Source organism: Arsukibacterium sp. UBA3155 (assembly GCA_002364615.1).
In the GTDB taxonomy this organism is placed as follows: domain Bacteria; phylum Pseudomonadota; class Gammaproteobacteria; order Enterobacterales; family Alteromonadaceae; genus Alishewanella.
Genome location: DEYP01000028.1, coordinates 73,359 through 99,366, shown reverse-complemented (window position 1 = coordinate 99,366; position 26,008 = coordinate 73,359). Strand labels below are relative to the sequence as shown.

At 48.1% G+C, this 26,008-nt stretch carries 23 protein-coding genes; 18 read left to right on the top strand and 5 right to left on the bottom strand.

Annotation, left to right across the window (positions count from 1 at the left end):
• Window positions 1-58 precede the first annotated feature (58 nt).
• Window positions 59-1,444 (top strand): replicative DNA helicase, encoded by a 1,386-nt coding sequence (gene dnaB / locus B2X65_RS15620; RefSeq protein ID WP_019675939.1) that lies wholly within the window; start codon window positions 59-61, stop codon window positions 1,442-1,444.
• Window positions 1,444-2,535, top strand: coding sequence for an alanine racemase (gene alr, locus B2X65_RS15615; protein ID WP_290614179.1), 1,092 nt, complete (start codon window positions 1,444-1,446; stop codon window positions 2,533-2,535). The genes dnaB and alr overlap by 1 nt, the downstream gene beginning before the upstream one ends.
• Before the next feature lie 11 nt (window positions 2,536-2,546).
• Here alr and B2X65_RS15610 read toward each other — a convergent pair whose 3' ends face one another.
• Both B2X65_RS15610 and zur read right to left on the bottom strand, forming a co-directional pair.
• The gene (locus B2X65_RS15610; protein WP_290614177.1) at window positions 2,547-3,011 is read right to left on the bottom strand and encodes a chemotaxis protein CheX; all 465 of its coding nucleotides are present in this window, start codon (window positions 3,009-3,011) and stop codon (window positions 2,547-2,549) included.
• A 102-nt stretch (window positions 3,012-3,113) separates the two neighbouring features.
• Entirely contained in the window at window positions 3,114-3,554 is a 441-nt protein-coding gene (zur, locus tag B2X65_RS15605) for a zinc uptake transcriptional repressor Zur (protein ID WP_290614175.1), read from the bottom strand.
• A gap of 180 nt (window positions 3,555-3,734) precedes the next feature.
• On the opposite strand from zur, the gene dusA reads away from it, so the two are divergent.
• The 6 genes from dusA (at window position 3,735) to B2X65_RS15575 (ending at window position 9,885) form a co-directional block, all read left to right on the top strand.
• A complete protein-coding gene (gene dusA / locus B2X65_RS15600) occupies window positions 3,735-4,697 on the top strand; it encodes a tRNA dihydrouridine(20/20a) synthase DusA (protein ID WP_290614554.1) in 963 nt (320 codons plus the stop codon).
• A 221-nt stretch (window positions 4,698-4,918) separates the two neighbouring features.
• On the top strand, window positions 4,919-5,179 hold the full coding sequence (locus tag B2X65_RS15595) for a hypothetical protein (RefSeq protein ID WP_290614173.1): 261 nt from the start codon (window positions 4,919-4,921) through the stop codon (window positions 5,177-5,179).
• A gap of 231 nt (window positions 5,180-5,410) precedes the next feature.
• The gene (locus B2X65_RS15590) at window positions 5,411-5,839 is read left to right on the top strand and encodes a copper chaperone PCu(A)C (protein ID WP_290614171.1); all 429 of its coding nucleotides are present in this window, start codon (window positions 5,411-5,413) and stop codon (window positions 5,837-5,839) included.
• 9 nt (window positions 5,840-5,848) lie between these two features.
• Complete coding sequence (locus tag B2X65_RS15585; RefSeq protein ID WP_290614169.1) at window positions 5,849-6,826, top strand: DUF2333 family protein; 978 nt, start codon at window positions 5,849-5,851, stop codon at window positions 6,824-6,826.
• Window positions 6,827-6,831: 5 nt separating this feature from the next.
• Window positions 6,832-7,605, top strand: a complete 774-nt coding sequence (locus B2X65_RS15580; protein ID WP_290614167.1) for a TIGR04219 family outer membrane beta-barrel protein — start codon at window positions 6,832-6,834, stop codon at window positions 7,603-7,605.
• A gap of 111 nt (window positions 7,606-7,716) precedes the next feature.
• Window positions 7,717-9,885: a response regulator gene (locus tag B2X65_RS15575; protein WP_290614165.1), complete on the top strand. Its 2,169-nt coding sequence runs from the start codon at window positions 7,717-7,719 to the stop codon at window positions 9,883-9,885.
• A 32-nt stretch (window positions 9,886-9,917) separates the two neighbouring features.
• On the opposite strand, the gene B2X65_RS15570 is transcribed toward B2X65_RS15575, so the two are convergent.
• Window positions 9,918-10,817: a TIGR03899 family protein gene (locus B2X65_RS15570; protein ID WP_290614163.1), complete on the bottom strand. Its 900-nt coding sequence runs from the start codon at window positions 10,815-10,817 to the stop codon at window positions 9,918-9,920.
• 187 nt (window positions 10,818-11,004) lie between these two features.
• On the opposite strand from B2X65_RS15570, the gene B2X65_RS15565 reads away from it, so the two are divergent.
• Window positions 11,005-13,233 carry a two-component system response regulator gene (locus B2X65_RS15565; protein ID WP_290614161.1) on the top strand — a complete coding sequence of 743 codons (2,229 nt, stop codon included), beginning with the start codon at window positions 11,005-11,007 and terminating at the stop codon, window positions 13,231-13,233.
• Window positions 13,234-13,304: 71 nt separating this feature from the next.
• Here the strand turns inward: B2X65_RS15565 and ppa are convergent, their stop codons facing one another.
• Together ppa and B2X65_RS15555 are read right to left on the bottom strand one after the other, a co-directional pair.
• Window positions 13,305-13,832 (bottom strand): inorganic diphosphatase, encoded by a 528-nt coding sequence (ppa, locus tag B2X65_RS15560; protein WP_290614159.1) that lies wholly within the window; start codon window positions 13,830-13,832, stop codon window positions 13,305-13,307.
• A gap of 62 nt (window positions 13,833-13,894) precedes the next feature.
• Window positions 13,895-14,866: a class 1 fructose-bisphosphatase gene (locus B2X65_RS15555; protein WP_290614157.1), complete on the bottom strand. Its 972-nt coding sequence runs from the start codon at window positions 14,864-14,866 to the stop codon at window positions 13,895-13,897.
• A 136-nt stretch (window positions 14,867-15,002) separates the two neighbouring features.
• Here B2X65_RS15555 and mpl point away from each other — a divergent pair, with 136 nt between their 5' ends.
• The 9 genes from mpl to B2X65_RS15510 all read left to right on the top strand — a co-directional run bounded on the left by mpl (window position 15,003) and on the right by B2X65_RS15510 (window position 25,999).
• On the top strand, window positions 15,003-16,358 hold the full coding sequence (gene mpl / locus B2X65_RS15550; RefSeq protein WP_290614155.1) for a UDP-N-acetylmuramate:L-alanyl-gamma-D-glutamyl-meso-diaminopimelate ligase: 1,356 nt from the start codon (window positions 15,003-15,005) through the stop codon (window positions 16,356-16,358).
• A 2-nt stretch (window positions 16,359-16,360) separates the two neighbouring features.
• Window positions 16,361-17,005: a flavin prenyltransferase UbiX gene (locus tag B2X65_RS15545; RefSeq protein ID WP_290614153.1), complete on the top strand. Its 645-nt coding sequence runs from the start codon at window positions 16,361-16,363 to the stop codon at window positions 17,003-17,005.
• Window positions 17,002-17,928, top strand: coding sequence for an ABC transporter ATP-binding protein (locus B2X65_RS15540; RefSeq protein ID WP_290614151.1), 927 nt, complete (start codon window positions 17,002-17,004; stop codon window positions 17,926-17,928). Before B2X65_RS15545 ends, B2X65_RS15540 begins: the two co-directional genes overlap by 4 nt.
• Window positions 17,928-18,698, top strand: a complete 771-nt coding sequence (locus tag B2X65_RS15535) for an ABC transporter permease (RefSeq protein ID WP_290614149.1) — start codon at window positions 17,928-17,930, stop codon at window positions 18,696-18,698. Before B2X65_RS15540 ends, B2X65_RS15535 begins: the two co-directional genes overlap by 1 nt.
• Before the next feature lie 145 nt (window positions 18,699-18,843).
• The gene (gene panP / locus B2X65_RS15530) at window positions 18,844-20,490 is read left to right on the top strand and encodes a pyridoxal-dependent aspartate 1-decarboxylase PanP (RefSeq protein ID WP_290614147.1); all 1,647 of its coding nucleotides are present in this window, start codon (window positions 18,844-18,846) and stop codon (window positions 20,488-20,490) included.
• 215 nt (window positions 20,491-20,705) lie between these two features.
• Window positions 20,706-21,341 (top strand): DUF2959 domain-containing protein, encoded by a 636-nt coding sequence (locus B2X65_RS15525; RefSeq protein WP_290614145.1) that lies wholly within the window; start codon window positions 20,706-20,708, stop codon window positions 21,339-21,341.
• Window positions 21,342-21,408: 67 nt separating this feature from the next.
• Window positions 21,409-21,633: a hypothetical protein gene (locus B2X65_RS15520; RefSeq protein WP_290614143.1), complete on the top strand. Its 225-nt coding sequence runs from the start codon at window positions 21,409-21,411 to the stop codon at window positions 21,631-21,633.
• A gap of 95 nt (window positions 21,634-21,728) precedes the next feature.
• The gene (locus B2X65_RS15515) at window positions 21,729-23,645 is read left to right on the top strand and encodes an SLC13 family permease (RefSeq protein WP_290614142.1); all 1,917 of its coding nucleotides are present in this window, start codon (window positions 21,729-21,731) and stop codon (window positions 23,643-23,645) included.
• Window positions 23,642-25,999 (top strand): SLC13 family permease, encoded by a 2,358-nt coding sequence (locus B2X65_RS15510; protein WP_290614141.1) that lies wholly within the window; start codon window positions 23,642-23,644, stop codon window positions 25,997-25,999. Before B2X65_RS15515 ends, B2X65_RS15510 begins: the two co-directional genes overlap by 4 nt.
• The last annotated feature ends 9 nt before the right edge of the window (window positions 26,000-26,008 follow it).

Genomic DNA, 26,008 nt, shown 5'->3' with positions numbered 1-26,008 from the left:
TTTATTCTGCCGCTTGCAAGGTAGCATTGCACAGTTATTTCAAAATCTGTCAGGTGTTATGAGCAGTAATAAAGACAAGCAAGTTGCCGGCCTGAAAATGCCGCCGCACTCTATCGAAGCCGAGCAATCTGTGCTGGGCGGTTTAATGCTGGATAATCAGGCCTGGGACAGAGTTTCAGAAAAAGTGGTTGAGCAGGATTTTTACCTGCGCTCGCACCGCTTTATCTTCAGCGCCATGGCCAGAATCGCCGAAGCTAACCAGCCAATAGACTTAATTACCGTTTCAGAAGCGCTTGAGGCCAATCAGCAATTAGACGATATTGGCGGTTTTGCTTATTTAGGTGAAATAGCCAAAAACACGCCAAGTGCAGCCAATATCATGGCCTATGCTGACATTGTGCGGGAACGGGCTGTGGTGCGCGATATGATAGCCGTGGCACATGATATTGCCGACGCGGGTTATGATACTCAGGGCCGCACCAGTGCTGAGTTACTCGACTTTGCTGAGAGTAAAGTATTTAAGATTGCTGAACAGCGCGCTAATGCCAATGAAGGTCCGGAGCCGATCAATAATATTTTGGCTAAAACCATCGATAAAATTGATGCGCTGTTTCGCTCGCCTCAAACGGGTATCACCGGTTTGTCATCCGGCTATATGGACCTGGATAAAATGACCAATGGTTTTCAGCCATCGGATTTAATTATTGTTGCCGCTCGTCCTTCAATGGGTAAAACCACTTTTGCTATGAATTTGTGTGAGCATGCCGCTATTACCAGCGACAAGCCCGTACTTATTTTCAGTCTTGAGATGCCCTCAGACCAGATTATGATGCGTATGCTGGCCTCTTTAGGCCGGATTAATCAAACCAAGGTACGTACTGGCCAGTTGGAAGACGAAGATTGGGCGCGTTTATCCTCTGCGATTGAATTACTTAACAGCAAGGGCAAAATGTATATCGATGATGCATCAGGGCTGACACCAACCGAGGTGCGTTCACGGGCACGGCGTGTTGCGCGGGAGCATGGTGGCCTTAGTATGATCATGGTCGACTATTTACAGTTAATGACGGTACCGGGGTTAAGTGAAAACCGTACCCTGGAAATCGCTGAGATTTCGCGCTCGTTAAAATCGTTAGCCAAAGAGCTGAAGGTACCGGTAATTGCATTGTCACAGCTTAACCGCGGCCTGGAACAGCGCGCCGATAAGCGACCGGTAAACTCTGATTTAAGGGAGTCAGGTTCTATCGAGCAGGACGCCGACTTGATTATGTTTATTTATCGGGATGAGGTGTATCACGAAGACAGCGCTGAAAAAGGGCTGGCAGAAATTATTATTGGTAAGCAGCGTAATGGCCCTATCGGCAAAGTTCGCTTAACCTTCCATGGCCATTTCTCACGCTTTGATAACTATGCCGGCAGTGCCCGCTTTGAGGACGAGTATTAATGTCACGCCGGCCGGTAGCACAAATTAATCTGGCTGCCCTTAGCCATAACTTACGCCGGGTGCAGCAATTAGCGCCTGCGAGCAAAGTGCTGGCAGTACTAAAAGCGAATGCGTATGGTCATGGCCTGGTAAAAGTAGCGCAGGCATTAACTGACGCAGATGCTTTTGCTGTAGCCAGAATAGATGAAGCGCTGGCGCTTCGAACCGGCGGCATTGTTAAGCCAATTGTATTACTGGAAGGCTTTTACGAAGCCGCAGAATTACCTATTTTGCTGGCTAATAATCTGCAGAGCGTAGTGCATAATGAACTGCAATTGCAGGCACTTGAGCAGGCGGAATTAGATGGCCAGCTTAAAGTCTGGTTAAAAATTGATACTGGTATGCACCGTTTGGGTATAGCGCCAGAGCAGTTTGCTGAGTTTTATCGGCGTTTATGGCAATGTCCAACGGTACAACCCGGAATTCGGCTAATGAGCCACTTTTGCTGTGCCGATATACCAGGTTCGGCAAAAACTGAGCAGCAACTTGCCATGTTTCAACAGCTTTGCAACGACAAAGCCGAACAGCAAAGCCTGGCCAACAGTGCGGCTATTATCAGCTTGCCACAAAGTCATGGCGACTGGGTGCGCCCCGGCTTGATGCTGCATGGTATTTCTCCCCTGCCAAATCAGCAGGGCCAGCAGCATTTGTTGCACCCCGTTATGCGTTTAAGCAGCAGATTGATTGCCATGCGCCAGGTTAAGCAAGGCGAAACAGTCGGCTACGGTGGCCACTGGCAAGCAACCGCGACAACCTGGATTGGTGTTATTGCTATTGGCTATGGTGACGGTTATCCGCGCCATGCCAGGAATAACACGCCAGTCTGGCTGGCAGGGCGGGAGGTAAAGCTGGTTGGCCGGGTATCAATGGATATGATTACGGTAGATTTGGGCGAAAGTCCTATTGAGGCAATTGGTGCCGAAGCTGTATTGTGGGGCCCGGAGCTGGCAATTGAGCGCGTGGCAGAATGCGCCGATACTATTCCTTATGAGCTACTTTGCAATATCACCCCACGCGTTGATTATCGCTATATTACAACCTTACTTAACTGAATACTCAGGGGTTACTTGTCAAAGCTGACTTCAATATGAACTTTGCCAAACTCTGAGTTAAACGGCATTAATATCGTCGGACCTTCACATTTATGCGTAATGGTGTGGGCTTTACCCGACACAACGATGGGGGTCGCCATCGAGAACTCATAACCCTTATCGCCTAAAATGCGCTTGGCGCCGCCGGTGACCATATTGGTTATTTCACCGACCATATCGGTAACATCGGCATCAATAGTTTTCGGTTTTTCACCCAGCATCCGGTACATAACTTCCAATGCCAGACTTTCTTCAAAACTGACGGAGAACGAGCCTTTGATGTCACTACCTACCATGCCAATTAACCCTGACACATCGCCACGCGCCACTTCATCTTTTTTTATTCGGGGCTGGCCCGGCACAATAGTGGTATTGGCCATGGTGGCTAATACGTTAACAAGAGAAGACAGAAACGGGTTTATATACTCAACATTCATGGAGCGCGCCTGTAAATTTTTGGTTGGATGATTCCAGCAAGCCAGTATAAGATTAGGAGCAATTAGTTGATCCTACAAGCCAGCTTATGATTTTACGATAATTTATGCAACTTGCTGGCATTTATGGCAAAAGCCATGAGCTTCAATGGTCTGGTGTTTAATTTGAAAGCCCTGCTTTGTAGCAAGTGCGCTGAACTCCTGTTGCAGGACATCAGAATGCAATTCGCTCACGCTGCCGCAACTGTCACAGATTAGTAACTGCGCCGGATGGTGATGACCAAAGTGATGACACAACATAAAGGCATTGCTGGATTCAATTTTATGAATAAAACCCTGTTCGGTCAAAAACTCCAGTGCACGATAAATGGTGGCAGGTTTCGCGGCAGGCTCGGTTAATTTTAATCGCTCCAGCAAGTCATAAGCGCCCATGCCACCATCAGTTTCCGCCATTAACCGAAATACTTTTTCCCGGATAGAGGTAAAGCGCGCGCCATTTTTATCGCAAATTGTTTTCGCCCGGCTTACTAATGATTCTGTCGACATACGTAATATTATCTCATGGCAGCAGTGGTTCGCAGTGTAGCATAATGCGATATAAGTTCCACGCAAAGTGCTTGTTGTTAATTGCCAGATGACGGTCAATTTTGAGCGCTATTGATGTACAATACGCCGCTTAATACGCTATTGCTTAGAGCAGGTACACGACTATTGGCTATTCACTCTATGGATCATAAATTCTCTGTCGCCCCCATGCTGGATTGGACCGATAGGCATTGCCGCTATTTTCACCGGCTGATGACAAAGCATGCTGTTTTATATACCGAGATGGTGACTACTGGCGCACTCATTCATGGCAAAGGAGATTATCTTGCTTTTAACGAGCAGGAGCATCCGCTGGTTTTGCAATTAGGTGGTTCTAACCCGGCCGAGATGGCCCAGTGTGCCAGGATGGCTGAGCAGCGCGGTTATGACGCGGTTAATATTAATGTTGGTTGCCCGTCTGATCGGGTACAAAATGGGTTGTTCGGTGCCTGTTTAATGGCGAAACCAGAACTCGTTGCCAGTTGCGTCAGCGCGATGTTGGATACAGTTTCGATACCGGTGACGGTAAAAAGTCGGATTGGCATTGATGAGCTCGACAGTTACCAGTTTTTAACCGACTTTGTCGGTACCATAGCGGATGCCGGCTGCCAGCAGTTTATTGTTCATGCCCGCAAAGCGTGGTTAAAAGGCTTAAGTCCAAAAGAGAACCGGGAAATCCCTGAGCTGGACTATCCAAGAGTACATCAATTAAAGAAAGATTTCCCACAGCTCGATATCAGTATTAACGGTGGCATCAAAACCCTGGACGACGTTAATTATCAACTCAGCCTGGTCGACGGCGTCATGGTAGGACGTGAAGCCTATACCAACCCTTATTTACTTAGCCAGGTTGACCACTTTATTTATCACGATGAACCGCGCGCGCTAAGTCAGCATGAACTCGTGCGGGCCATGTTGCCTTATATCGAACAGCAAATGCAGCAAGGGGCACGTTTCTGGCACATTGCCCGCCATATGCTTGGATTGTTTCAGGGGTTGCCTGGTGCCAGATTATGGCGCCGTCACCTGAGTGAAAATGGTCATTTAGCCAGTGCCGGACCAGAAGTGTTAGTACAGGCACTGGGATTTGTACCAGAAAACTAACTAAAAAACGCAGGCTGAATCCAGTGTGAAGAAATTGACTAATTGAGTAGTTAATTTCACCACTTTTTGGTTTTGCCTTGGTTTTGCAAAAAACCAATGTCGCTTTATTTATAAAAATAGTGCTTTAAATCAGCTTGTTACTGTTTATCTAAAGTTGGCATAAGCTTTGTAATAGCTAAGTTGTAGTATCAACTTATTTAACTATTATGAAGGAATATAAAATGAAAACTTTAGCTGCTTTAACGTTAACTGCTGCCGTTATGTTCACTGCTGCCCCGGTTCAAGCTAACCCTGCAACAGAGGCTTTACAACAAATGGCTGCGAATCAGTTGGCTGATTTAAAAATTACCGTTGCCAAACAGGCGCGCCAGGCAATGGAACAAGCCGCTGCAGACGTTCGCCAGTTATTTAATGCTGATAATAAACTTGCCGAGCATAAAGAGACGCCTACTAAAGCCGACTCAACACCTGCGGTAGAGTAAGTGATGATGACCGCAAGCAGCTTATTACTGCTGTATCTGCTGCCGGTTGTCACTATGTTGTCGGCGTTCCTGCTGTGGAGCGTCGTGACGCCAATTTTGTTGTCATGGCAAAAAACCCGGAGCTAGCTGTACCGGGCCCCACCGATGTTTCGTTCGATAACTTTGCTACTGGTCGCTGCCAGCTGCCCTTATTTGGTGTAAGATAAACTAAATTTGTTAAGGGAGCGTAACATGATCAGATTGATATTTTTGATGGCTATAGCGGTAATCGGTTTGGCTGCGAATGGCGCAGAACTTATCGTCGCTGATGGCCAGGTCAGGGTGCCAATGCCCGGCCGGACAGTAACCGCAGGTTATTTTACCATCCAGAATAATACCGCTGAAACCGTCAGTTTAACTGCTGTTAAAAGTAGCGCCTTTGAACGGGCTGAGTTGCATCAACATAGCCATCAGGACGGTGTCATGAGAATGGAGCAGATACCCCATATCGCTATTGAAGCCAATACCAGTGTTACGTTACAACCCGGCGGCTTGCATCTGATGCTGTTTGACCCGCTGCAACCCTTGTTAGTGGGGGAGAGTGTTAATCTATCCCTGACTTTTAGCAATGGTCAGCAACTTGAGTTAAGTATGCCGCTAACCGAAATGCCACGTCGCTAAGGATATGTAATGAATAAACGTAATATGAGTTACCTGGCGCTGGGCCTGGTGTTATTTATTTTTGTGGTGACAAGTTGGTGGGTAAGCCGAGAGCCTGCAGTGATGACGGAACAGTTACAACAAACTCAGCTAAGCGGCAATGCAGCGTCCCGGGTAGGATACACAACAACTACCGCCCTGATTCAAGTGACGGAAACGTTGCTGGATAAACCGGGTGGATATTTGGCAAATGATATTCTGCCTCCGTTTAGTTTGCTCGACAATATGGCCGCCTGGGAGTTTGGTGTGCTTGAAATGTCTCGTGATCTGGCGCTGGCATTTCGTAAAGACTTTAGCCGGTCACAATCACAGTCTGCTGAGAATGAGTTTTTAAAAGTGGCGCAGCCACAATTTAATATCGATCATCGCAGCTGGGCTATTCCCAGTGCAGAGTCTGAGTATCGTAAAGCGATCAATCAGCTGTACCTCTACCGCAATGCGTTGTCCGACAGTACGTTGCCCGAAAGCCAGTTTTATGCCAGAGCTGACAATTTGAGGGATTGGTTAAAGAATGTCGAAAAGCGCTTAGGAAGCTATTCACAGAGACTAAGTGCCAGTGTCGGTCAGGACCGGTTAAATACAGATTTGGCCGGTGATGTTGGCGCACGGCAATCTACAAATGCGCCGGGCCAGCAGCGGGTAAAAACCAGTTGGTGGAAAATTGATGATGAATTTTATGAGGCACGCGGTGCAGCCTGGGCACTACTACATTATTTAAAAGCAGTAGAAGTGGATTTTGCTGAAGTGCTGCACCGGCGCAACGCTATGGTAAGTTTACAACAAATTATCCGGGAACTGGAAGCAACACAACAACCGATATGGAGCCCGATGGTATTAAATGGCAGCGGCTTTGGTTTGCTCGCCAACCACAGTCTGGTGATGGCAAATTACATATCCCGGGCAAATGCAGCACTGATTGATCTATCAGAATTATTGATACAAGGGTAAACAATATGAAGAAAAGCACCATGAATAAAGCAGCATTGTCGTTAGCACTTGGTTCCCTGCTCATTACCAGTCAGGCGTCCGCTGATACGCTGCTTGGCCTGTATCTTGGTGGTGATGGCTGGCGCTCAGAGGTAAGTGGAAGTTTTGGTAATAGCGAACCTGCACCTACCTTTAATTTTGATTCTAAAAACCAGGGTTCGTATTTTATCGCTTTGGAACACCCGATCCCGGTACTGCCGAATATCCGGCTGGCTCATAATCAACTGCAAGCCGAGGGCGTAACGTTAATTGATGGGCAATTTAGTTTTGCGGGTGAAGCGTTTACCGTGAATACCTCGGTCAGGAATCAGGTAGATCTGACCAATACCGATGTGGTGTTGTATTACGAAATTTTAGATAACAGTGTTGTTGCATTGGATCTGGGCTTGAATGGCAAGCATATTAAGGGTTACGCGTCTCTGGAAGAGCAGGCAGAAGATGGTTTGCAGGGTGAAGAGTCAGTGTCGCAATGGCTACCGATGGTGTACGTCAGCAGTAAAGTAGGTTTACCGTTGACCGGACTTGATGTGTTTGCACAAGGCAGCTATGTTGGTTGGAGCGACAGCAGAATGTACGATTTGCAAGCGGGTATCGGCTACGAGGTTGTCGATTCGTTGACGGTAGATATCCGGTTGAAAGTGGGTTACCGGGCAGTTAATTTGCGTCTGGATGATCTTGACAATCTCTACAGCAACCTCGATTTTAAAGGGGTCTTTGCCGGGGTAGAATTACATTTCTAAACCGGTCGGTAACTAACCCATTGCTGTTGGTCTGTGTCCTGCGGTACAACCCTTGTTGCTACCGCAAATTCGCATTATAGTAACGGTATTCCGAATGACGGCAATATCATTTTGACAAATACATTCAAACAGTTAATTGCACCCTGGCTGCTTGCGTTGCTGCTGGCCTGGCTGCTGGTTGTGCTATGGCTTAATAATGAAAACCGTAACCAGCAATTACAGCAAGTCCAGCAATTAGCCATTACGGTTAACTATGCTGTTCAGGCTAACTTGTCGGCTAACAATAATCATCAGCAATTAGCGAATCAACTCAAGCAAATTCAAGTCAGTTCGCCATTTGGGGTAGAGCAGATTGCCGCTTACAATTCACAACGGCAATTGATTGCCAGCAGTGTCGATACCGCAACGGTGCCAGTGCTGGCAACAGCTCCAAAAACCTATCAGGTCAGTACATTAGATGGACAGGGAAAGCAAATTGCGGTGCTGCCGATCAGTGCTGGGCTTGCAATTGTGCAGCCTGCCATTGCCACACCATTGTCTGATAATGGTTATATTGTGGTGGTGTTCAGTACAGCTCAGCCATGGCTTATCTGGCTTATTCCTTTAGCTTTGCTGACCGCTGCTCTGGCCATCGGTCTGGTATTCAGTAGTGTCGCCACCAGGCGCGAACAATTAAGACTGGCCACAGACGTTGAATTATTAGCCCATAACTTGCGACGGTTGCAAAATGCCCGGCCAGACTGTCAGATATCGCAGCAACTGGTCCCTGCACTAAAGCCATTGCAGTCAGCATTTAACCAGCTCGCAAGCAAGCTTGACCAGCAACAGTTAAACACTGAGCAACTGATACAACAACTCAATCAACGTGTGCAGCAGCATAATAATGAAGTGGCCGGGATTGAGCAGCAGCGTAGCCGTCTAATGACAGAGCAACAACTGCAGCGACGTCAGATTTGCCATTGGTTTGAGCAAAGTCTGCTGCTATGGCAACGACGTGATCAATTGCAGCACATTCAGCTACAACGGTTATCTCAAATGCACTTATTGGCAGGATTCTATCAGTTTGCAGATGCTGATGCTAAAGGGGCGCAGATTAAACTGAGTGATTGGCTGGGGCAGTATATTGCCGAATTTAATGAATTAGCGGCCACAGGGGCGGTGATGCTGGACTGGCAGGAGCATCCTGATAATCTGTCTTATGCCGTTAAGATTTGCGGCCGCACGTTGCGCTCACAATTGCATGCGTTAATTATGTTATCGCTTCGCGGCGATGACGTAAGTAAAATCACCCTCTCGATTCAATTGCAGTTAACCGGACAACAGCCTGTTTTACGTTTAACTGCCGGTTGCAATGGTAATGGCCTGCCAGCGCATTGCCGTGAGCTGATTCAGACAAATGATGTTTTGGATTTGCAATGGAGTGATGCGGATATCGCGTTGTTAAAAGCAATGAGAAAGGCGGGCGGGGAATTTACCTTTCAATCTCTGGATGGGCTCGGTTGTATTTTGCAATTAACCACTGTGGTTCAGACTGAACCCGTCAGCCCGCAAAACAGGCTGCAGCATGTTTTAGTTTTTGATGCTGACGAAGAACGTTTGCAGCAACGTAGCGTAGCCCTTAATGCGATATCTTCTCAGCTGACAACCTGTCATACGCTCAGTGAACTGGAACAGCTAATTCAAAGCAAAAAATTTGATTTAGTATTGCTGTTTTTACCATCAGCGACAGAGCGTCAGCACTGGAACACCATAACCGACTATGCCCGCAAGCAAAAAGCGGTGTTGTGTTTCGCCGCCGCAGACAGCCTGAGCGCATGGCAACAAACGCTACCTAAGGTGCAGGCCAGCGATCAGTTCTGCCTGGCTGTGGTGCAGGCTGCAGGCAACCAGCTGCCGACAGTAGCAAACCTGCAGCATATTCTGGTGGTCGATGACAATGAAACTAATCTGGCATTTGTGCAGGTACTTTTAAAAAACAAACCACTGGTGTTGCATACGGCTGCTTCTGCAGCACAAGTTTTTTTACTCTGTGAAGAGCAGTGTTTTGATATGATTCTGTTGGATATTCAACTGCCAGATATGTCAGGGGTGGAAATAACCAAACAGTTGCGGCAACTACCACAGTATCGTCAGACACCTATTGTGGCTTTTACCGCCCATGCGATGCCGGCAGAAATAGCAACATACCGCGCTGCTGGTATGGATGACATTGTATTCAAGCCTCTGGAACCCGCCAGGTTAGATAGCTTGCTGGCGCGTTTTTCACTGACATCACCGTAGCCAACGCCCCGCTGTCGTTTCGTTAGCCGGTGCTATTTAAATAGTAATACGGAAGCCAATTGTTGCTGCAAGGCGCTTAAATATCCGCTGTGAGTGGGACTATTTAATAGTGGTAATAATTCGGTGCCTACTGCGGTGTATTTGTAATATTGCAGCACTACACCACGCTTTAGCGCGGTGCAATTTAGCGTTTGGCTTTGAAATTGCCAACTAAAGCTTTGGCCGGGCTGTAACTCACCGCTTTCAATTTCGACATTGTGTAAAATGCCAATATCAACCAGATTCAGTATTTGTGGATAGGATAAACCAAACTGACTTAAGTTTAGCAATGCCATACTGCGACCAGTAAGAAGTTGCCAGAGTGAGGGCTTACGTATGTATCCGAAGTAAATACGACCACTTTGCTCTTGTCGGCTACGACAACTTAAACTGGCCGCCAATTGCAGACTTTGTGCTTCTTTGTGGCTCATTTGCTGCAGAATTTGCAAGGTTTTTAAGGAAAACCGACCCGGTGTCGCTATTTCTCCCGCCAGAATTTTTGCCCATAACTGCTGCATGTTGTCGTTAGAGATATTTAAAACCAACTCACAATATTGGGAAAACCAATCTGGATCTATCTCCTGTGCTGATACCCGCTCCGGGCAGTACTCCAGAGCAAGCGCCATAATCTTTTCCAGGTTTTGTTGCTGGCGCTCGCGCTGCATTTGTAAGCGGCGAGTAACCCTTTGTGCCAGAGTTAACGCTGTACCTGGCTCTGGTGCCCCTGAACGCGCAGCAAGTTGCTGCAGCTTCGCATTGCCAGGAGCGTGGTCAGAGATTTCAGCAGGCTCACTGACAGATTCTGCCGTTTTGTTTGCCACCGGCGTGCCTAAGTGATAGCGCGCCAGTTTTAACAGTCGCTGCTGCCCCGTCGCCGGGGTTATTTTGTTCACGATAATTCCGGTATTTATTGAAAAATTAATGTTATCTTGGCACTAAGCAGAGTTAGCAGCAAGTAGCGCTGATTATTTATGCCATAAAGCTCTCTGGTAAAATAAGATAAAAATAAACGACAATTCGTTTTTCGTTTTTTAACGTATACATGTATATTTACAGCAAGAGACAGATTAAGGCGTAATCATGAAATCGAATGAAACAGATGAAGATTTTCTGTTTTTTGCAGAAGACGAGCAAACCTCGTCTGAACCTGAGCTGGCGATTGGTGTCTGGAATGTTCTGATCGTTGATGATGACGAAGAAATTCACACTGTTACCAAGCTCGCTCTGAACGATCTTATTGTCCTTGGCCGTAAACTGAATTTTCACCATGCCTATTCCGGCGACGAAGCCATTCGGTTTTTACACAACAACACAAATATCGCCATGGTATTGCTGGATGTTGTCATGGAATCTGATGATGCCGGGTTAAAAGTGGTACAACGGATCCGCGATGAGCTGCACCTCGAAGAGCTGCGGATAGTGCTCAGAACGGGACAGCCCGGCTATGCTCCTGAAGAAAGTGTCATTAAAGAATATGATATTAATGATTACAAAACTAAAACAGAGCTGACCCGCGGCAAACTCGTTACTACTATTATTGCGTCCATTCGTTCTTATCAACAAATTCGAACTATTAATCAGAACCGGATTGGTCTGCAAAAAATCATTAATGCTGGGGCAAATCTGCTCGAGCAACATTCGCTGCACGAGTTTTCAGAAGGTGTTGTTACACAAATTGCGTCGTTAATCGGGCTGCATGCCGAAGGCGTACTATGCGCCCAGATTGAAGATGATGGCAGCGCCAGCGATAAAATTTATGTGCTAGGCGCAGCGGGTCATTATGCACCGTTTATAAAATGTCAGCTCGACAAGTTAGATAACCCAAGGATCGTGCAGCAAATTAGTTTATGTTTAAGTCAGCGGCAAAATATTTTCGGCCAGCAGGATACGGTATTGTATTTGGGCAGTGATAACCATTGTGCTGCCGTATATATAGAGACCAACCGACCTATTGAAGCCTTTGACCGGCAATTGATAGAAGTATTTTTAAGTAACATTTCTATCGGATATGAAAATGTGACTTTATTTCAGCAGCTAAAACATGCTGCTTATATTGATCCGCTTACTAAAACTCCTAACCGCAATGAGTTTATACAGATTTTACAGGACACCCGTCGCTTTGACTCTGAGGGCATGGTGGCGGTACTGGTCGATATTGATCATTTCTCTGATGTTAATGATGGTTTGGGGCAGGATGTAGGAAACGAACTGCTGATTGCGCTTACTTTGCGCCTGATTGCTTTCTTTGGCACCAGCTGCCAGCTGGGGCGAATTGGTGCCGATGTATTTGGTTTGGTAGGTCCTTCACACGAATTAACTCCTGAGCGCTTAGAAGCGTTGTTTAATGAGCCCTTTCAGGCGTCAGAACATGCGTTACAGGTTACCGCAACCTTTGGCTTATGCCACTTAACTGATTCTTCAGAGCAGGGCCTTACCATCTTAAAACATGTGTATATTGCCCTGAATAAAGCTAAGAAAAGTATTAGTCAGAGTTACCAGTATTATCAGCCAGAAATGGAAGATGAAATGGCAGAGCGGTTGTCACTGCTGCGAAAACTGAGAAGTGATTTCAGTCGCGATAAACTGGAGTTGTGGTATCAGCCGCAGGTATCGTTAAGCAGCAAACAAGTCGTCGGAATGGAGGCATTACTGCGCTGGCCAGTTGCTGATGGCAAATATATCTCGCCTGCTGTGTTTATTCCGCTGGCAGAGTATTCAGGTTTAATCGTAGAAATCGGCAGTTGGGTACTGGAGCAGGCTTGTCAGCAAATAAAGCATCTGGCAAAGCAGGGCTTCAGTAATTTACGGATTGCCGTCAATGTCTCGATGCCACAATTTCGAAATCATCACTTTGTGCAGACGGTCATTGATTGTGTTAACCGTTATGATATTGATCCGGCGCTGTTAGAGTTAGAGATCACTGAGTCAGTGGTCATGGATGAACCTAAAATCGTCATCGATGCCCTGCAAAAACTTAAAAATGCCGGAATCAAAGTGGCGATTGATGATTTTGGTATTGGTTTCTCATCATTAAGTTATCTGCAGCAACTGCCGCTTGACCGGATTAAAGTTGACCGGGCATTTGTGAGTGAGGTCACCGAACCTGCCGGAGAAGTTATCGCGCAGACGATCATTAACCTTGGTAAGCGGTTGGGGCTCTCTACAATTGCGGAAGGGGTAGAAACTGTAGCACAACAGCAGGCAGTGGAAGCGATGGGCTGTGATGAAATGCAGGGTTTCTTATTTGCCAAGCCAATGCCTACGGCAGACTTATTAGTATTTTTAGCTGACAATAATACTAAAAAATAGCGAATAAGCCCGCTTCGTTCAAAAAATAAAGCCGCAAAGCGGCTTTATTTTTATACGAGAGTCGACTGATGTTATTTTTTCGCCCGTTCAAACGAGGTCATGATTTCCGCTTTGGCAGCAGCTGCATCGCCCCAGCCCTGTACTTTGACCCATTTGCCAGCTTCCAGCTCTTTATAGCGCTCGAAGAAGTGTTGGATTTGCTGTTTTAACAGTTCAGGTACATCGTTAATGTCCTGAATGTGGTCATACAGCTTGGTGAGTTTGCTGACAGGCACCGCAATAACCTTGGCGTCTTCACCTGCTTCATCTGACATATTAAGTACACCAACCGGCCGACACTTAATTACGGCACCCGGTACCAGTGGGTAAGGTGTAGGAACTAACACATCAACCGGGTCACCATCTAACGACAGGGTATGATTTACAAAGCCATAATTACAAGGATAAAACATCGGCGTTGACATAAAACGGTCGACCCAGACGGTACCGGTGTTTTTATCTACTTCGTATTTAATCGGATCGGCGTTAGCCGGGATTTCAATAATAACGTTAATTTCGTCCGGTAGGTTCTTACCTGCGGCTACGTCGCTTAAGCTCATACTGCTTCCTTTTTGATTAATTGATACTATGCCGGCTATTATAACTGCAGCCGCAAAAATAACTATGCTTTGTGATAACCAATACAGGTTTCCACTTCATGTTTTGAACCCAGAATAACCGCCACCCGCTGGTGAATATCGATAGGTATAATCTCCATGATCCGTTGGTAGCCAGTAGAACTGACACCACCTGCTTGTTCTACCAGAAAGCTCATTGGATTGGCTTCATACATTAGTCGCAATTTATCGGGTTTTTGCGGATCTTTGGTATCGGTTGGGTAGGCGAAAATACCACCGCGGCATAATACCCGATGCACATCACCCACCATTGCCGCTATCCAGCGCATATTAAAGTTTTTACCACGGGTGCCGGTTTTACCCAGTAATAAATCGGCTATATAATGCTGCATCGGCTCCTGCCAGAAGCGTTGATTTGACATATTAATGGCAAATTCAGTGGTATACTTGGGGATAGCAGCCTGATCTTCAGTCAGCAAAAAACCACCGTAAGTGTTATCAAGCGTATATAAACGGGTACCATGGCCGGTAGTCAGGGCCAGCATAGTCGAGGGGCCGTACAGCACATAACCGGCAGCAACCTGCGCAGTACCCGGCTGCAGAAACAAACTGGCGTCGTCAGCTTCTTTAGCGGGATCAGCAGGCAAAATAGAGAAGATAGTGCCGATTAAACTGTTAATATCGGTATTCGATGAGCCGTCTAACGGATCAAAGGTCACCAAATATTTACCCTTAGGGTTGCCGGCAACGATAGTGTCTTCTTCTTCTGAGCTAATCGCTTTAACTACGCCGGTTTCAAGGATAACTTCTTTTAATAATTCGTTGGCGATAACATCAAGTTTTTTTTGGGTTTCCCCTTGAATATTCTCGCCAAGGGTAGAACCTAATACACCTGCCAGTTCACCCTGACTGACCCGAAAGGCGATTTCGCGACAGGCAGCAAGAATCGTTTTAAGCAGGGCTATTAAATCAGGTTCTACTCCGTCCTGCTGCAGTACCGGGGAAATACGGCGCATTTTATTATTCCTTTTATTGCTAGTGTAAAATTGTAGGGCTGGGCTATTTTAAAGAATTTATTGTTAAATTGCAGTTTTGATCGTAGTTTTATCTGTTTTTCTGATCCCAACGGGCCTGCGTAGCAGGAAATTACTGATGCATATTCATATTTTAGGTATTTGTGGCACTTTTATGGGCGGTATTGCCGCAATTGCCAAAGCGCTGGGCCATAGTGTTACCGGCTCTGATCAAAATGTTTATCCACCAATGAGCGAGCAATTAACGGCGCTGGGTATTGGTTTGGTGCAAGGCTATGACAGCAGTCAGTTTAGCCCTGAGCCGGATTTAGTGATCATCGGCAACGCATTGTCCCGTGGCAATGAGGCGGTAGAGTATGTGCTAAGTCGGGGGCTGCGGTATACCTCGGGCCCACAGTGGCTGGCTGAGCAGGTATTACAGGATCGCTGGGTGCTGGCGGTGGCAGGCACCCATGGTAAAACCACCACCAGCAGTATGCTGGCCTGGATTTTAGAAGCCGCTGGCTTAAAACCGGGTTTTTTAATTGGTGGTATTCCACAAAATTTTGATACCTCGGCCAGGCTGGGTGAATCACCCTTTTTTGTGATTGAAGCCGATGAATATGACACGGCCTTTTTTGATAAACGCTCTAAGTTTGTACACTACCGGCCAAGGACATTGGTGATTAATAATCTGGAGTTTGATCACGCCGATATTTTCCCTGATTTGGCGGCAATTCAACGCCAGTTTCACCATTTGCTGCGCATGGTGCCGGCAAATGGCCTGGTGCTGTCACCGGAAGATACCAAGGCCGTTAGCCAGACGTTGGCCATGGGCTGTTGGAGTGAGCGGCAAAGCTATGGTCAGGATTGGCGGGCAGAGCTGATAAATAACGATGGCAGTGCGTTCAAACTGTTTTACCGGCAGCAGTTGCAAGGCGAGCTGCACTGGCAATTAGGTGGCCAGCACAACGTTGACAATGCGGTGATGGCAATAGCGGCTGCCCGGCACGCCGGGGTGCCTGTGGCCGTTGCACTTGAGGCAATGGGCCAGTTTGTGGCGCCGAAAAGACGAATGGAGCTAAAAGCCGACATTGCGGGTATTAAAGTGTACGATGATTTTGCCCATCACCCTACAGCCATTGCCACCACGTTACAGGGCGTGCGAAATAAAGTGGGCCAGGGTAGGTTACTGGCCGTACTTGAGCCGCGATCAAACACCATGCGCATGGGCGTGCACGAAGCGGCGTTACCCGTCTCGTTGGCGATTGCTGATCATGTGTATTTATACGAGCCGGCTAATGCCAACTGGTCACTCGATGCCCTGACCCGCAGCTTAAGCCCAAAAGCCCGTCTGTCGCATGATATCGAGGCGCTGGTCGGTTTGCTGGTCGAACAGGCAACAAAGGGTGATAACATCGTCATTATGAGTAATGGCGGTTTTGGCGGCATTCATGACAAGCTGATCCAGGCATTAGCGCAAAAATGGGAATAATTATGCGGGAAATAACCTTAGCCTTTACCGGCGCCTCCGGCGCACCTTATGGCTGGCGCTTGCTCGAACTTCTGCTGTTACAGGGGGTGCGGGTGCATTTGCTTATTTCCAGCGCCGCCCGGGTAGTGTTTGCTACCGAGCACAATATTAAATTAGCTGGCGCACCAGATAAATGTACCGAGCAGTTGCAGGAGCGGTTTAACTGCGGCAAAGGGCAGCTAACGGTGTATGGTAAAGATGACTGGTTTTCGCCGGTGGCCTCAGGCTCTGCCGCGCCTAAACACATGGTAATTTGTCCCTGTTCGACCGGTACTTTGGCTGCCATTGCCATGGGCGCCAGCGATAATCTGATTGAGCGCGCCGCCGATGTGGTGATTAAAGAAGGCGGTAAATTGATTTTGGTACCGCGGGAAAGTCCATTAAGTGCAATTCATTTGGAAAATATGCTTAAGCTGGCAAGGCTTGGCGTGACCATGATGCCGGCGGCGCCGGGTTTTTATCATCAACCGCAGCAAATCAGCGATTTAGTCGATTTTATGGTGGCGCGTATATTGGACCAGCTGGGGCTTGAGCAGCAGCTCACCGCTCGCTGGGGTTATGGTGGCGACCGTGCTGCCAGCAATACCAACACAGGAGAGCGCGAGTGACTCTGGCGTTAGATATTTCAGCACTTCATAAAGTGTATAAAAGTGGTACCGTTGCCCTTAGCGGTATTGATTTACAAGTAAAGCAGGGGGACTTTTTTGCTTTACTCGGCCCCAATGGTGCCGGTAAAAGTACCACTATTGGTGTCATTACCTCGCTGGTCAATAAAAGCAGTGGTCAGGTAAGCGTATTCGGCTTTGATATTGACAACCAGCTTGAGCAAGCAAAAAGTCAGCTTGGATTGGTGCCGCAGGAATTTAACTTTAACCAGTTTGAAACCGTGCTGCAGATTGTCATGCATCAGGCTGGATATTACGGTGTACCGAAAAAATTGGCTCTGGTCCGCGCTGAAAAATACCTGAGTCAGTTAGGGTTGTGGGAGAAGCGTCATGCCCGGGCTCGTGAGCTTTCCGGTGGTATGAAGCGACGGCTAATGATCGCCCGCGCCCTGATGCATGAACCTAAGTTGCTAATTTTAGATGAGCCCACGGCAGGCGTCGATATTGAATTGCGTCGCTCCATGTGGGAGTTTTTACGCACGATTAATAAAGCCGGAGTAACCATTATTCTCACTACCCATTATCTGGAAGAGGCCGAAATGCTCTGTCGGAATATTGCCATTATCGACAAAGGCCGCATTATTGAAAACACCAGTATGAAAGCGCTGTTAAACAAGCTGACCAATGAAACCTTTATTCTCGATCTGGACCAGAATCCAGCCAATATTAACCTTGATGATATTAGCTGGCGGATCATAGATGAACACAGTATTGAAATTGATGTCGCGAAAAGCGAGGGCTTAAACCCTATTTTCAGTCAGCTGAGCAAGCAGCAGGTCAATGTGTTATCAATGCGCAATAAAGCAAACCGGCTGGAGGAGTTATTTGTGGCTCTGGTGGAAAGTGGTCGTGAGGAGGCAAACTAATGCGTGCCAGTTATCTGATTGCTCTGCAAAGTATTTTAAGCAAAGAGATTATCCGCTTTATGCGGATCTGGGTGCAAACCCTGGTGCCGCCTGCCATTACCATGAGCCTGTATTTTGTTATTTTTGGCAGTTTAATCGGTTCTCGTATCGGTGATATGGGCGGCTTCAGCTATATGGAGTTTATCGTCCCCGGCCTGATAATGATGGCCGTCATTACCAATTCTTATGCCAATGTGGCTTCATCGTTTTTCAGTGCCAAGTTTCAGCGCAATGTTGAAGAGCTGCTGGTGGCGCCAGTGCCAAATTATCTGATTGTGCTGGGCTATGTCGGTGGCGGCATGACCCGCGGCATTCTGGTCGGTTTAATTGTTACTATCCTGTCGTTGTTTTTTGTTGATATCCAAATTCATAATCTGGCTATTATTATTGTTACGGTCATTCTGACGTCGATGTTATTTGCGCTCGGTGGATTAATTAATGCCATTTACGCCAAAACGTTCGACGATATCAGCATTATCCCTACCTTTGTGCTGACGCCACTCACTTACCTCGGCGGGGTATTTTACTCGTTGCAGATGTTGCCCGGTTTCTGGCAAAACGTGGCGGCATTAAATCCGATCGTCTATATGGTTAATGCATTTCGCTATGGTTTTCTTGGGTTTAGCGATGTCAGCCTGGTATTGGCGCTGACCGTTGTTATTAGTTTTATCGTGGTTATGTTCAGCTTTGCGCTGTATTTAATTAGCCGGGGGGTTGGCCTGCGAAGCTAGCCCTGATGAAATTTTTGCAGACATCCAGCGGCAGTTACAGTAAAGTTGGGCCCTTTGTGCACAGCTGACTTATGGCTGTTGCTGTAGACCTGAAGTGGTAAACCTAAAGTGAGCCGGTGTATCGGCGCAGTGAGTAGCATAACGCATGACAGAACCGACAAAACGGCTGGCCGCCGCCTCTGAAGACGCACTTTGGCGTATTTTTACCGTACCCGAGGCACCGGATTCCACTCTTAGCATTATTGAACAGAATCTGTCGCAGAATCTGGCCGGCTTTTTACGGGAAAGTATTGTCGCGCTGGAAAAACCGCTATGGCAAATCGAGCGGGATTTTCAGGCGCACCAAATTCCGCTGTCGCCACAGTTCGTCTCTGATTACGCAGAAAGCATGATGCAAAAGCTGGTGGCGCACTCAGTACATACCGCTTCCCCCAGCTTTATCGGCCATATGACCTCGGCCTTGCCGTATTTTGTGCTACCGCTGTCAAAAATGATGGTGGGGCTGAACCAGAACCTGGTGAAAATTGAAACCTCTAAAGCCTTTACGCCGCTGGAGCGTCAGGTGCTGGGGATGATGCATCATTTGGTTTATGGTGAAAAAGACAGTTTTTACAAAAAATGGATGCACAGTGCCAACCACTCATTAGGCGCTTTTTGCTCCGGTGGCACTATTGCCAATATTACCGCGCTGTGGATTGCCCGTAACCGCTTGCTAAAAGCTGATGGTGATTTTAAAGGGATTGCCAAAGAAGGCTTATTTCGGGCGTTAAAACATTATGGTTACGATGGTCTGGCGCTAGTGGTATCTGAGCGCGGCCATTATTCACTGGGCAAAGCGGCGGATGTACTGGGCATAGGCCGTGACTATGTGGTTAGCGTTAAAACCGACGCCAATAATAAAGTTGATGTGACCCAGATGCAGCAAACCCTGCTTCGTCTGCAGGAGCAAAATATTAAAGTGCTGGCCATAGTAGGGGTGGCAGGAACCACTGAGACCGGTAATATTGACCCATTGGCTAGTCTTGCTGATTTAGCCGAACAGTTTCAGTGTCATTTTCATGTTGATGCTGCCTGGGGCGGTGCTACGTTACTCTCTGATCAGTATCGCCATTTAATGGCCGGGATTGAACGCGCTGATTCCGTTACTATCGATGCCCATAAACAAATGTATGTGCCGATGGGGGCCGGCATGGTGGTGTTTAAACACCCTTCATCGGCCCATGCTATTGAGCACCACGCCGAGTATATTCTGCGTAAAGGCTCTAAAGATCTAGGCAGCCAGACCTTAGAAGGGTCGCGCCCCGGTATGGCGATGCTGGTGCATGCCTGTCTGCAGGTGATTGGCCGCGATGGCTATGAAATTCTGATTAACCGCTCATTAGAAAAAGCCCGTTATTTCGCTACGTTAATTGAGCACAATATCGATTTTGAGCTGATTACCGCCCCTGAGTTGTGTCTGCTTACTTACCGTTATGTGCCAGCGCTGGTGCAAAAAGCGATGGCGGTAGCCAGTAGCGAGCAGCGTCAGCAGTTTAACGAGCTGTTAAATGGCCTGACTAAGTTTATTCAGAAACGGCAACGCGAAGAGGGCAAGTCATTTGTCTCGCGTACCCGCTTAACCCCGGCCACTTACGACCGCCAGGAGACCATCGTGTTTCGGGTAGTACTGGCTAACCCACTGACCACAGAACAAATTCTGCATGATGTACTGGTTGAGCAAGACCAGATAGCCCAGCAAAGCAAAGAGTTTTATCCGAAATTGCTGCAACTTGCCAAATCGCTGTCTAACTAAATCAATCAACTTTGTTTGAATAAAATATCGAAACGCATTGTGCTGGTAACAGGCATAGTGCGTTTTTTTCTGTTGCCTATGCATTGGTAACCCTGTGCCTGCTTATCATTTGATCTGTGACATTTTTTTCGCATTTATGTTGTAAACTAATAATGAATTGCTATTGTCGGTGCTGTTACGCAGCAAAAAGGCTCAGATCAATTAAAGGAACACCTATGCGGATTATATTATTAGTTATGTCGATGCTGTTATTAACCAGCTGCCAGAGTGCCTATTACTCCACCATGGAAAAAGTGGGTGTGCACAAAAGAGACATTCTGGCCGATCGGGTTGATAAAGCCCAGGACGCCCAGCAAGATGCGCAGCAGGAGTTTAAATCGGCGCTGGAACAGTTTAGCACCCTGATTAAGTTTGACGGCGGCGATTTACAAAAACAGTATGAGCTGACAGATGATCAGTATCAGGCCTGTAATGAAGCGGCTGCTAATGTCTCAGAGCGGATAAACAGCATAGAAGACGTGGCAGAGGCTTTGTTTGATGAGTGGCAGGAAGAGCTGGACATGTACAGCAACGCCAAACTGAAACAGGACAGCGCCGCCAAGCTAAAATCGACTAAACGCCAGTACCAGCAATTGCTTAGCACCATGCGCCAGGCAGAAGCGTCAATGGCACCGGTACTGGATAGTCTGCGCGATAATAGCCTGTATCTTAAACACAATTTAAACGCCCAGGCTATTGGTGCGCTTCGCAATGAGTTTGCCAGTATTGAACGGGATATTACCCTACTTATTCGCAATATGAATAAAGCCATTAGCGAATCACAGCAGTTTATTGCTACGCTTAAACAATAACCGAACGATTACAACGCTAGCGCAATAGCGACAGTTAGTAATACATTAATCAAAACAGGAGAGTGTTATGTCTGGACAGGGATCAGGTGGTAATGTTATCGCCGCGCTGTGTAATATTTTTATTCCCGGCCTGGGGCAATTGGTGCAAGGCCGTATATTGTCTGCGTTACTGTTTTTTGTTTTATGTGTGGTCGGTTATGCACTATGGTGGCTGATTATACCTGCCATTATCGCTGCCATTGCCCATTTATGGTCAATTATCGATGCCGCAAAGTTTCGCGCCAGACTCTAGTGGCGTGAGTCTGGCGGCCAGTGAGTTTTCACGGTTGCCTTTAACGGTTACTACGGTTTACTCAGACCTTATTCTAAATAATCTAAAGAGCATCTATGACCACGCCCCAAAGCATTATTATTCTGATCCTGTTGGTCACTGTTGCTATGTTTTTATGGGGCCGCTGGCGTCACGATATGATAGCACTGGGGGCGCTGCTGGCCTGCGTATTATGCGGCGTGATTGACCCCGCCATTGCCTTTAACGGCTTTGGCCATCCAGCGGTAATTACTGTGGCCTGTGTTTTAGTACTAAGCGCAGGTTTACAGCGAAGCGGTGCAGTGGATGTGCTGGCGCGTTATGCGATGCCGAAAAAATCCGGGCTTATGTTAAGCCTGGCGGCTCTGGTAGGCATTGGAGCGTTGCTGTCGGGCTTTATGAATAACGTAGGTGCGCTGGCGCTGTTGATGCCGGTAGCACTGCAGGTAGCGAACCGGCTGGAGGTACCACCGGGGCGGGTATTAATGCCGTTGGCGTTTGGAACCATTCTTGGCGGCATGACTACCCTGATTGGTACACCGCCTAACTTAATTGTCTCGGGCTTTCGGGCGCAGCAGGGTAATAGTGCCGGTTTCGCGATGTTCGATTTTACCCCGGTAGGCCTTGCAGTGGCGCTTACCGGCTGCGTATTTGTGGTGCTGGCCTGGCGTTTTGTTCCGGCGCGAAAGCAGGCTGGCACGGAAGGTTTTGAAACAGGCGCTTATCTGACCGAGGCCCGGGTATCTGAAAAAAGTAAAATTGCAGATATGCGCTTGTATGACATTGAGAAAGAGTTTGATGACAGTGGTGCGCAAATTGTCGGACTGATCAGGAACAACGTTAAAATCAACGCACCCAGTGGTGGTAGGGTGATCCGGGGAGGTGACATTCTGGTGCTTGAAGCGGAAGTTGACTCGTTAGGAGCCATACTGTCGACATTGGGGCTGGAGCTGGAGGAATCGAAAACCGTTGAGAAGCCTGCCAGGTCCGATAACGACAATGCTAAAACGGAGTCACGGGCTTCTGGTAGCAAAAGTACCCCGGAATTTAAATCGGCAGACAGCAAAGTTGTGGAAGCAAAAACAGAGGAAAAACCGACTGAGAGCAAGCCCTCGGAGAGTAAATCGCAGAACGCGGAAGATATTGTGTTGATGGAGCTGGTGGTAAGGCCCGAGTCCAACCTGCAAGGCCGGTCTGCAACCAATATTATGCTGCGATCACGCTATAGTTTGAATTTGCTGGCCGTTTCCCGCGATGGCGGTCGTTCTAAGTCACGCCTGCGAAACTTCAGAATGCAAGCGGGTGATTTATTGTTGTTACAAGGCACCAGCGAGAGTGTTTTAGAGTTTGCCAGCGACTATGGCTGTGTGCCTCTGGCAAAAAGAGAGCTTAAGATACCGGATAAAAAACAGGCTGCCCTGGCCGGCATTATTATGTTCTTTGCGGTGGCGGGTGCCGCTTTCGGCCTGTTACCTGCTGCGATATCTTTTGCGATGGGGGTATTGGCATCAATGATCTTTAAAACAGTGCCCCCGCGTTCCGTTTACAGCAGCATTGATTGGCCGGTTATTGTGCTGCTGGCCGCGCTAATCCCGGTAGCGGGTGCGATGGAGGCAACCGGCACCGCCGAGCTTATCGCCAGTGCGCTGATGAAATATGTGGCGCAGGACAATGCCATAGTGGCGCTTGGCATGGTGCTGGTGATTACTATGTTTTTATCAGACTTAATGAATAATGCAGCAACGGCAGCCGTGATGTGTCCTATTGCCATTGGAGCGGCACTGGCTTTAGGGGTTAACGCAGACTCATTTTTAATGGCGGTCGCCATCGGCGCTTCCTGTGCCTTTTTAACGCCAATAGGACACCAGAACAATACCTTAATTCTTGGTCCGGGTGGCTTTAAATTCGGTGATTACTGGCGGCTCGGATTGCCGCTTGAAATTTTAGTGGTATTAGTAGCTTTACCGCTTCTTACGGTATTCTGGCCGTTATGACACTGGAAATCGCCCTGGTTTTACTGCTGTTAGCAGCGGCACTGGTGCTGTTTGTCACCGAGTGGCTACGGATGGACGTGGTGGCGTTGTTAATGCTGTGTACCCTGGCGTTATTTGGCTTAGTGTCACCATCAGAAGCGGTCAGCGGTTTTAGCAACCCGGCAGTGGTGACGGTCTGGGCCATGTTTATCATGAGTGAGGGGCTTACCCGGGCGGGAATTGCTGACAGTATAGGCCGACGGGTGATTCGTTTGTCGGGTAACAGCGAAACCCGGATGATTATCGTCATTATGCTGGTGGCCGGCTTGTTATCGGCTTTTATGAGTAATATTGGGGTTGTTGCCCTGTTACTTCCTGTCACGGTTGAAGCGGCCCGGCGCTGCGGTATCGCGCCAGCGAAAGTGCTGATGCCAATGGCTTTTGGTGCCATGCTAGGTGGCTTATTAACCTTAATTGGTACGCCGCCGAATTTGCTGGTTAGTATTGCATTGGAGAAAACTAACCAACCTGGCTTTCAGCTATTTGATTTTGCCCTGATTGGCCTGCCTATTTTACTGGCAGGCACTTTGTTTGTTGCTTTTATTGGCCGGCATTTTTTACCAGATACCGACCCGGGTCGTGCCAGCCTGGCTGGCAGTCGTAACCTCAGTGACCAGTACGGATTGCAGGAACGGATATTTGCCCTGCGTCTGCCTGATCCTTCGTTGCTGGCAGGCCGGACACTGGAAGAGTCGGGGCTGATTAATACCGTTGGCCTGATGGTAATCGCCCTGACCCGTGGCAAGGAAACCTTTACCCTGCCATCGCGCCATACGGTACTAAAAGCCGGTGATATTGTGCTGGCACAAGGCAAATTTAACCGCTTCGAACGGCTGCGTAGCTGGAACTCCTTGACCATTGAACGTGAAGCACCGATGCTGCATGAAAAGTTACTGGCAGCCAGTGGTCTGGCTGAGCTGGAAGTGGCTGCAGATGGCCCGTTGGCCGATGAAGTACTGGAACATCACCGCTTTCGTGAAAATTATCAGTTAAATGTATTGGCCGTTAAGCGGCCGGGTAAAACACTTTACACCCGGTTGGCCGATTTATCGCTGGCTGCCGGTGATAAAATTCTGGTGCAGGGCAGCCGTGCTGCGCTGGACGCTATGCAAAAGCAAGACGCGTTTAAAGCCGTGGTGCCACTAAGCACTGATGACGTAAAACGGCAGTATAAGCTGGAAGAGCGGCTGTTTGTGCTGGGCTTACCTGCCGACAGCCCGTTAGTTGGCAGTACTTTTGCTGACAACCGCTTGGGTGATGCCTTTGATTTTCGACTACTCGGCCTGTTTCGCCACGGCGAGATTATTCAGCAATTCAGCTCTGACGACACACTGGAGGCAGGCGACTTATTGTTGATCCAGGGGCGGGAAGAAGATCTGGATATCTTGCGTGGCTTCAAAGAGTTAGAGCGGCTGGATGATATGTCACCTTACCTCGATTTACTGGCTAAAGGTAAATTAGAGTTAGTCGAGGCCACGTTACATCCGCGCAGCAAATACATTGGCCAGAGTGTTAACGCGCTGCAACTTGATAAACGCTACAAAGTAGAGGTCGCCGCCATTTGGCGTGAAGGGCGCTCTTATCGTTCGGCCCTTGGCAGTATGTTATTGCAGCCAGGTGATGCATTGTTAATTGTGGGCCCGCGCTCGCGCCTGGCGAAGTTAACCGATAGCGAGCATTTAATCGTCATGAACCCGGTGCAGGTAAAACCGGTAAATGCCAGCAAAGCGCCGCTGGCGGCTGGCCTGATTGGCTTAATGGTATTGCTGACGGTAACGGGCATGTTACCGGTGTATTTAGCCGCTATTCTGGCGGCAACGTTAATGATCGCCAGCCGATGCCTTAGCATGGAGCAAGCTTATGCGGCCATTGACTGGCGCTCTATTTTTCTTATTGCCGGCATGTTGCCGTTAGGTCTTGCCATGCAACACTCTGGTGCGGCGGCCTGGTTGGCTGGTGGCGTTCAGTCGGGCTTAGGTCAGTATGGCCCGCTGGCGGTCATGGCGGGCTTATACCTGGTTACAGCACTTGGTACGCTGGTTGTTCCCACGGTAGCACTGGTGCTGATTATGGCGCCTATTGGCCTGTTGCTTAGCACAGCATTAGGGGTGAATGGCCAAAGCGCCATGATGGTGGTTGCAGTCGCAGCTACCAGCCTGGCCAGTCCGGTGTCGCATGCCGCCAACACCCTGGTAATGGGCCCTGGCGGCTACAGGTTTGTCGACTATTTAAAAGTGGGTGGGCCGTTAAGCCTGTTGTTATTTGCGATTACCATGGCCTTACTGCCGTTATTCTGGCCACTAACCGCGGGTTAGAGAGCCAGC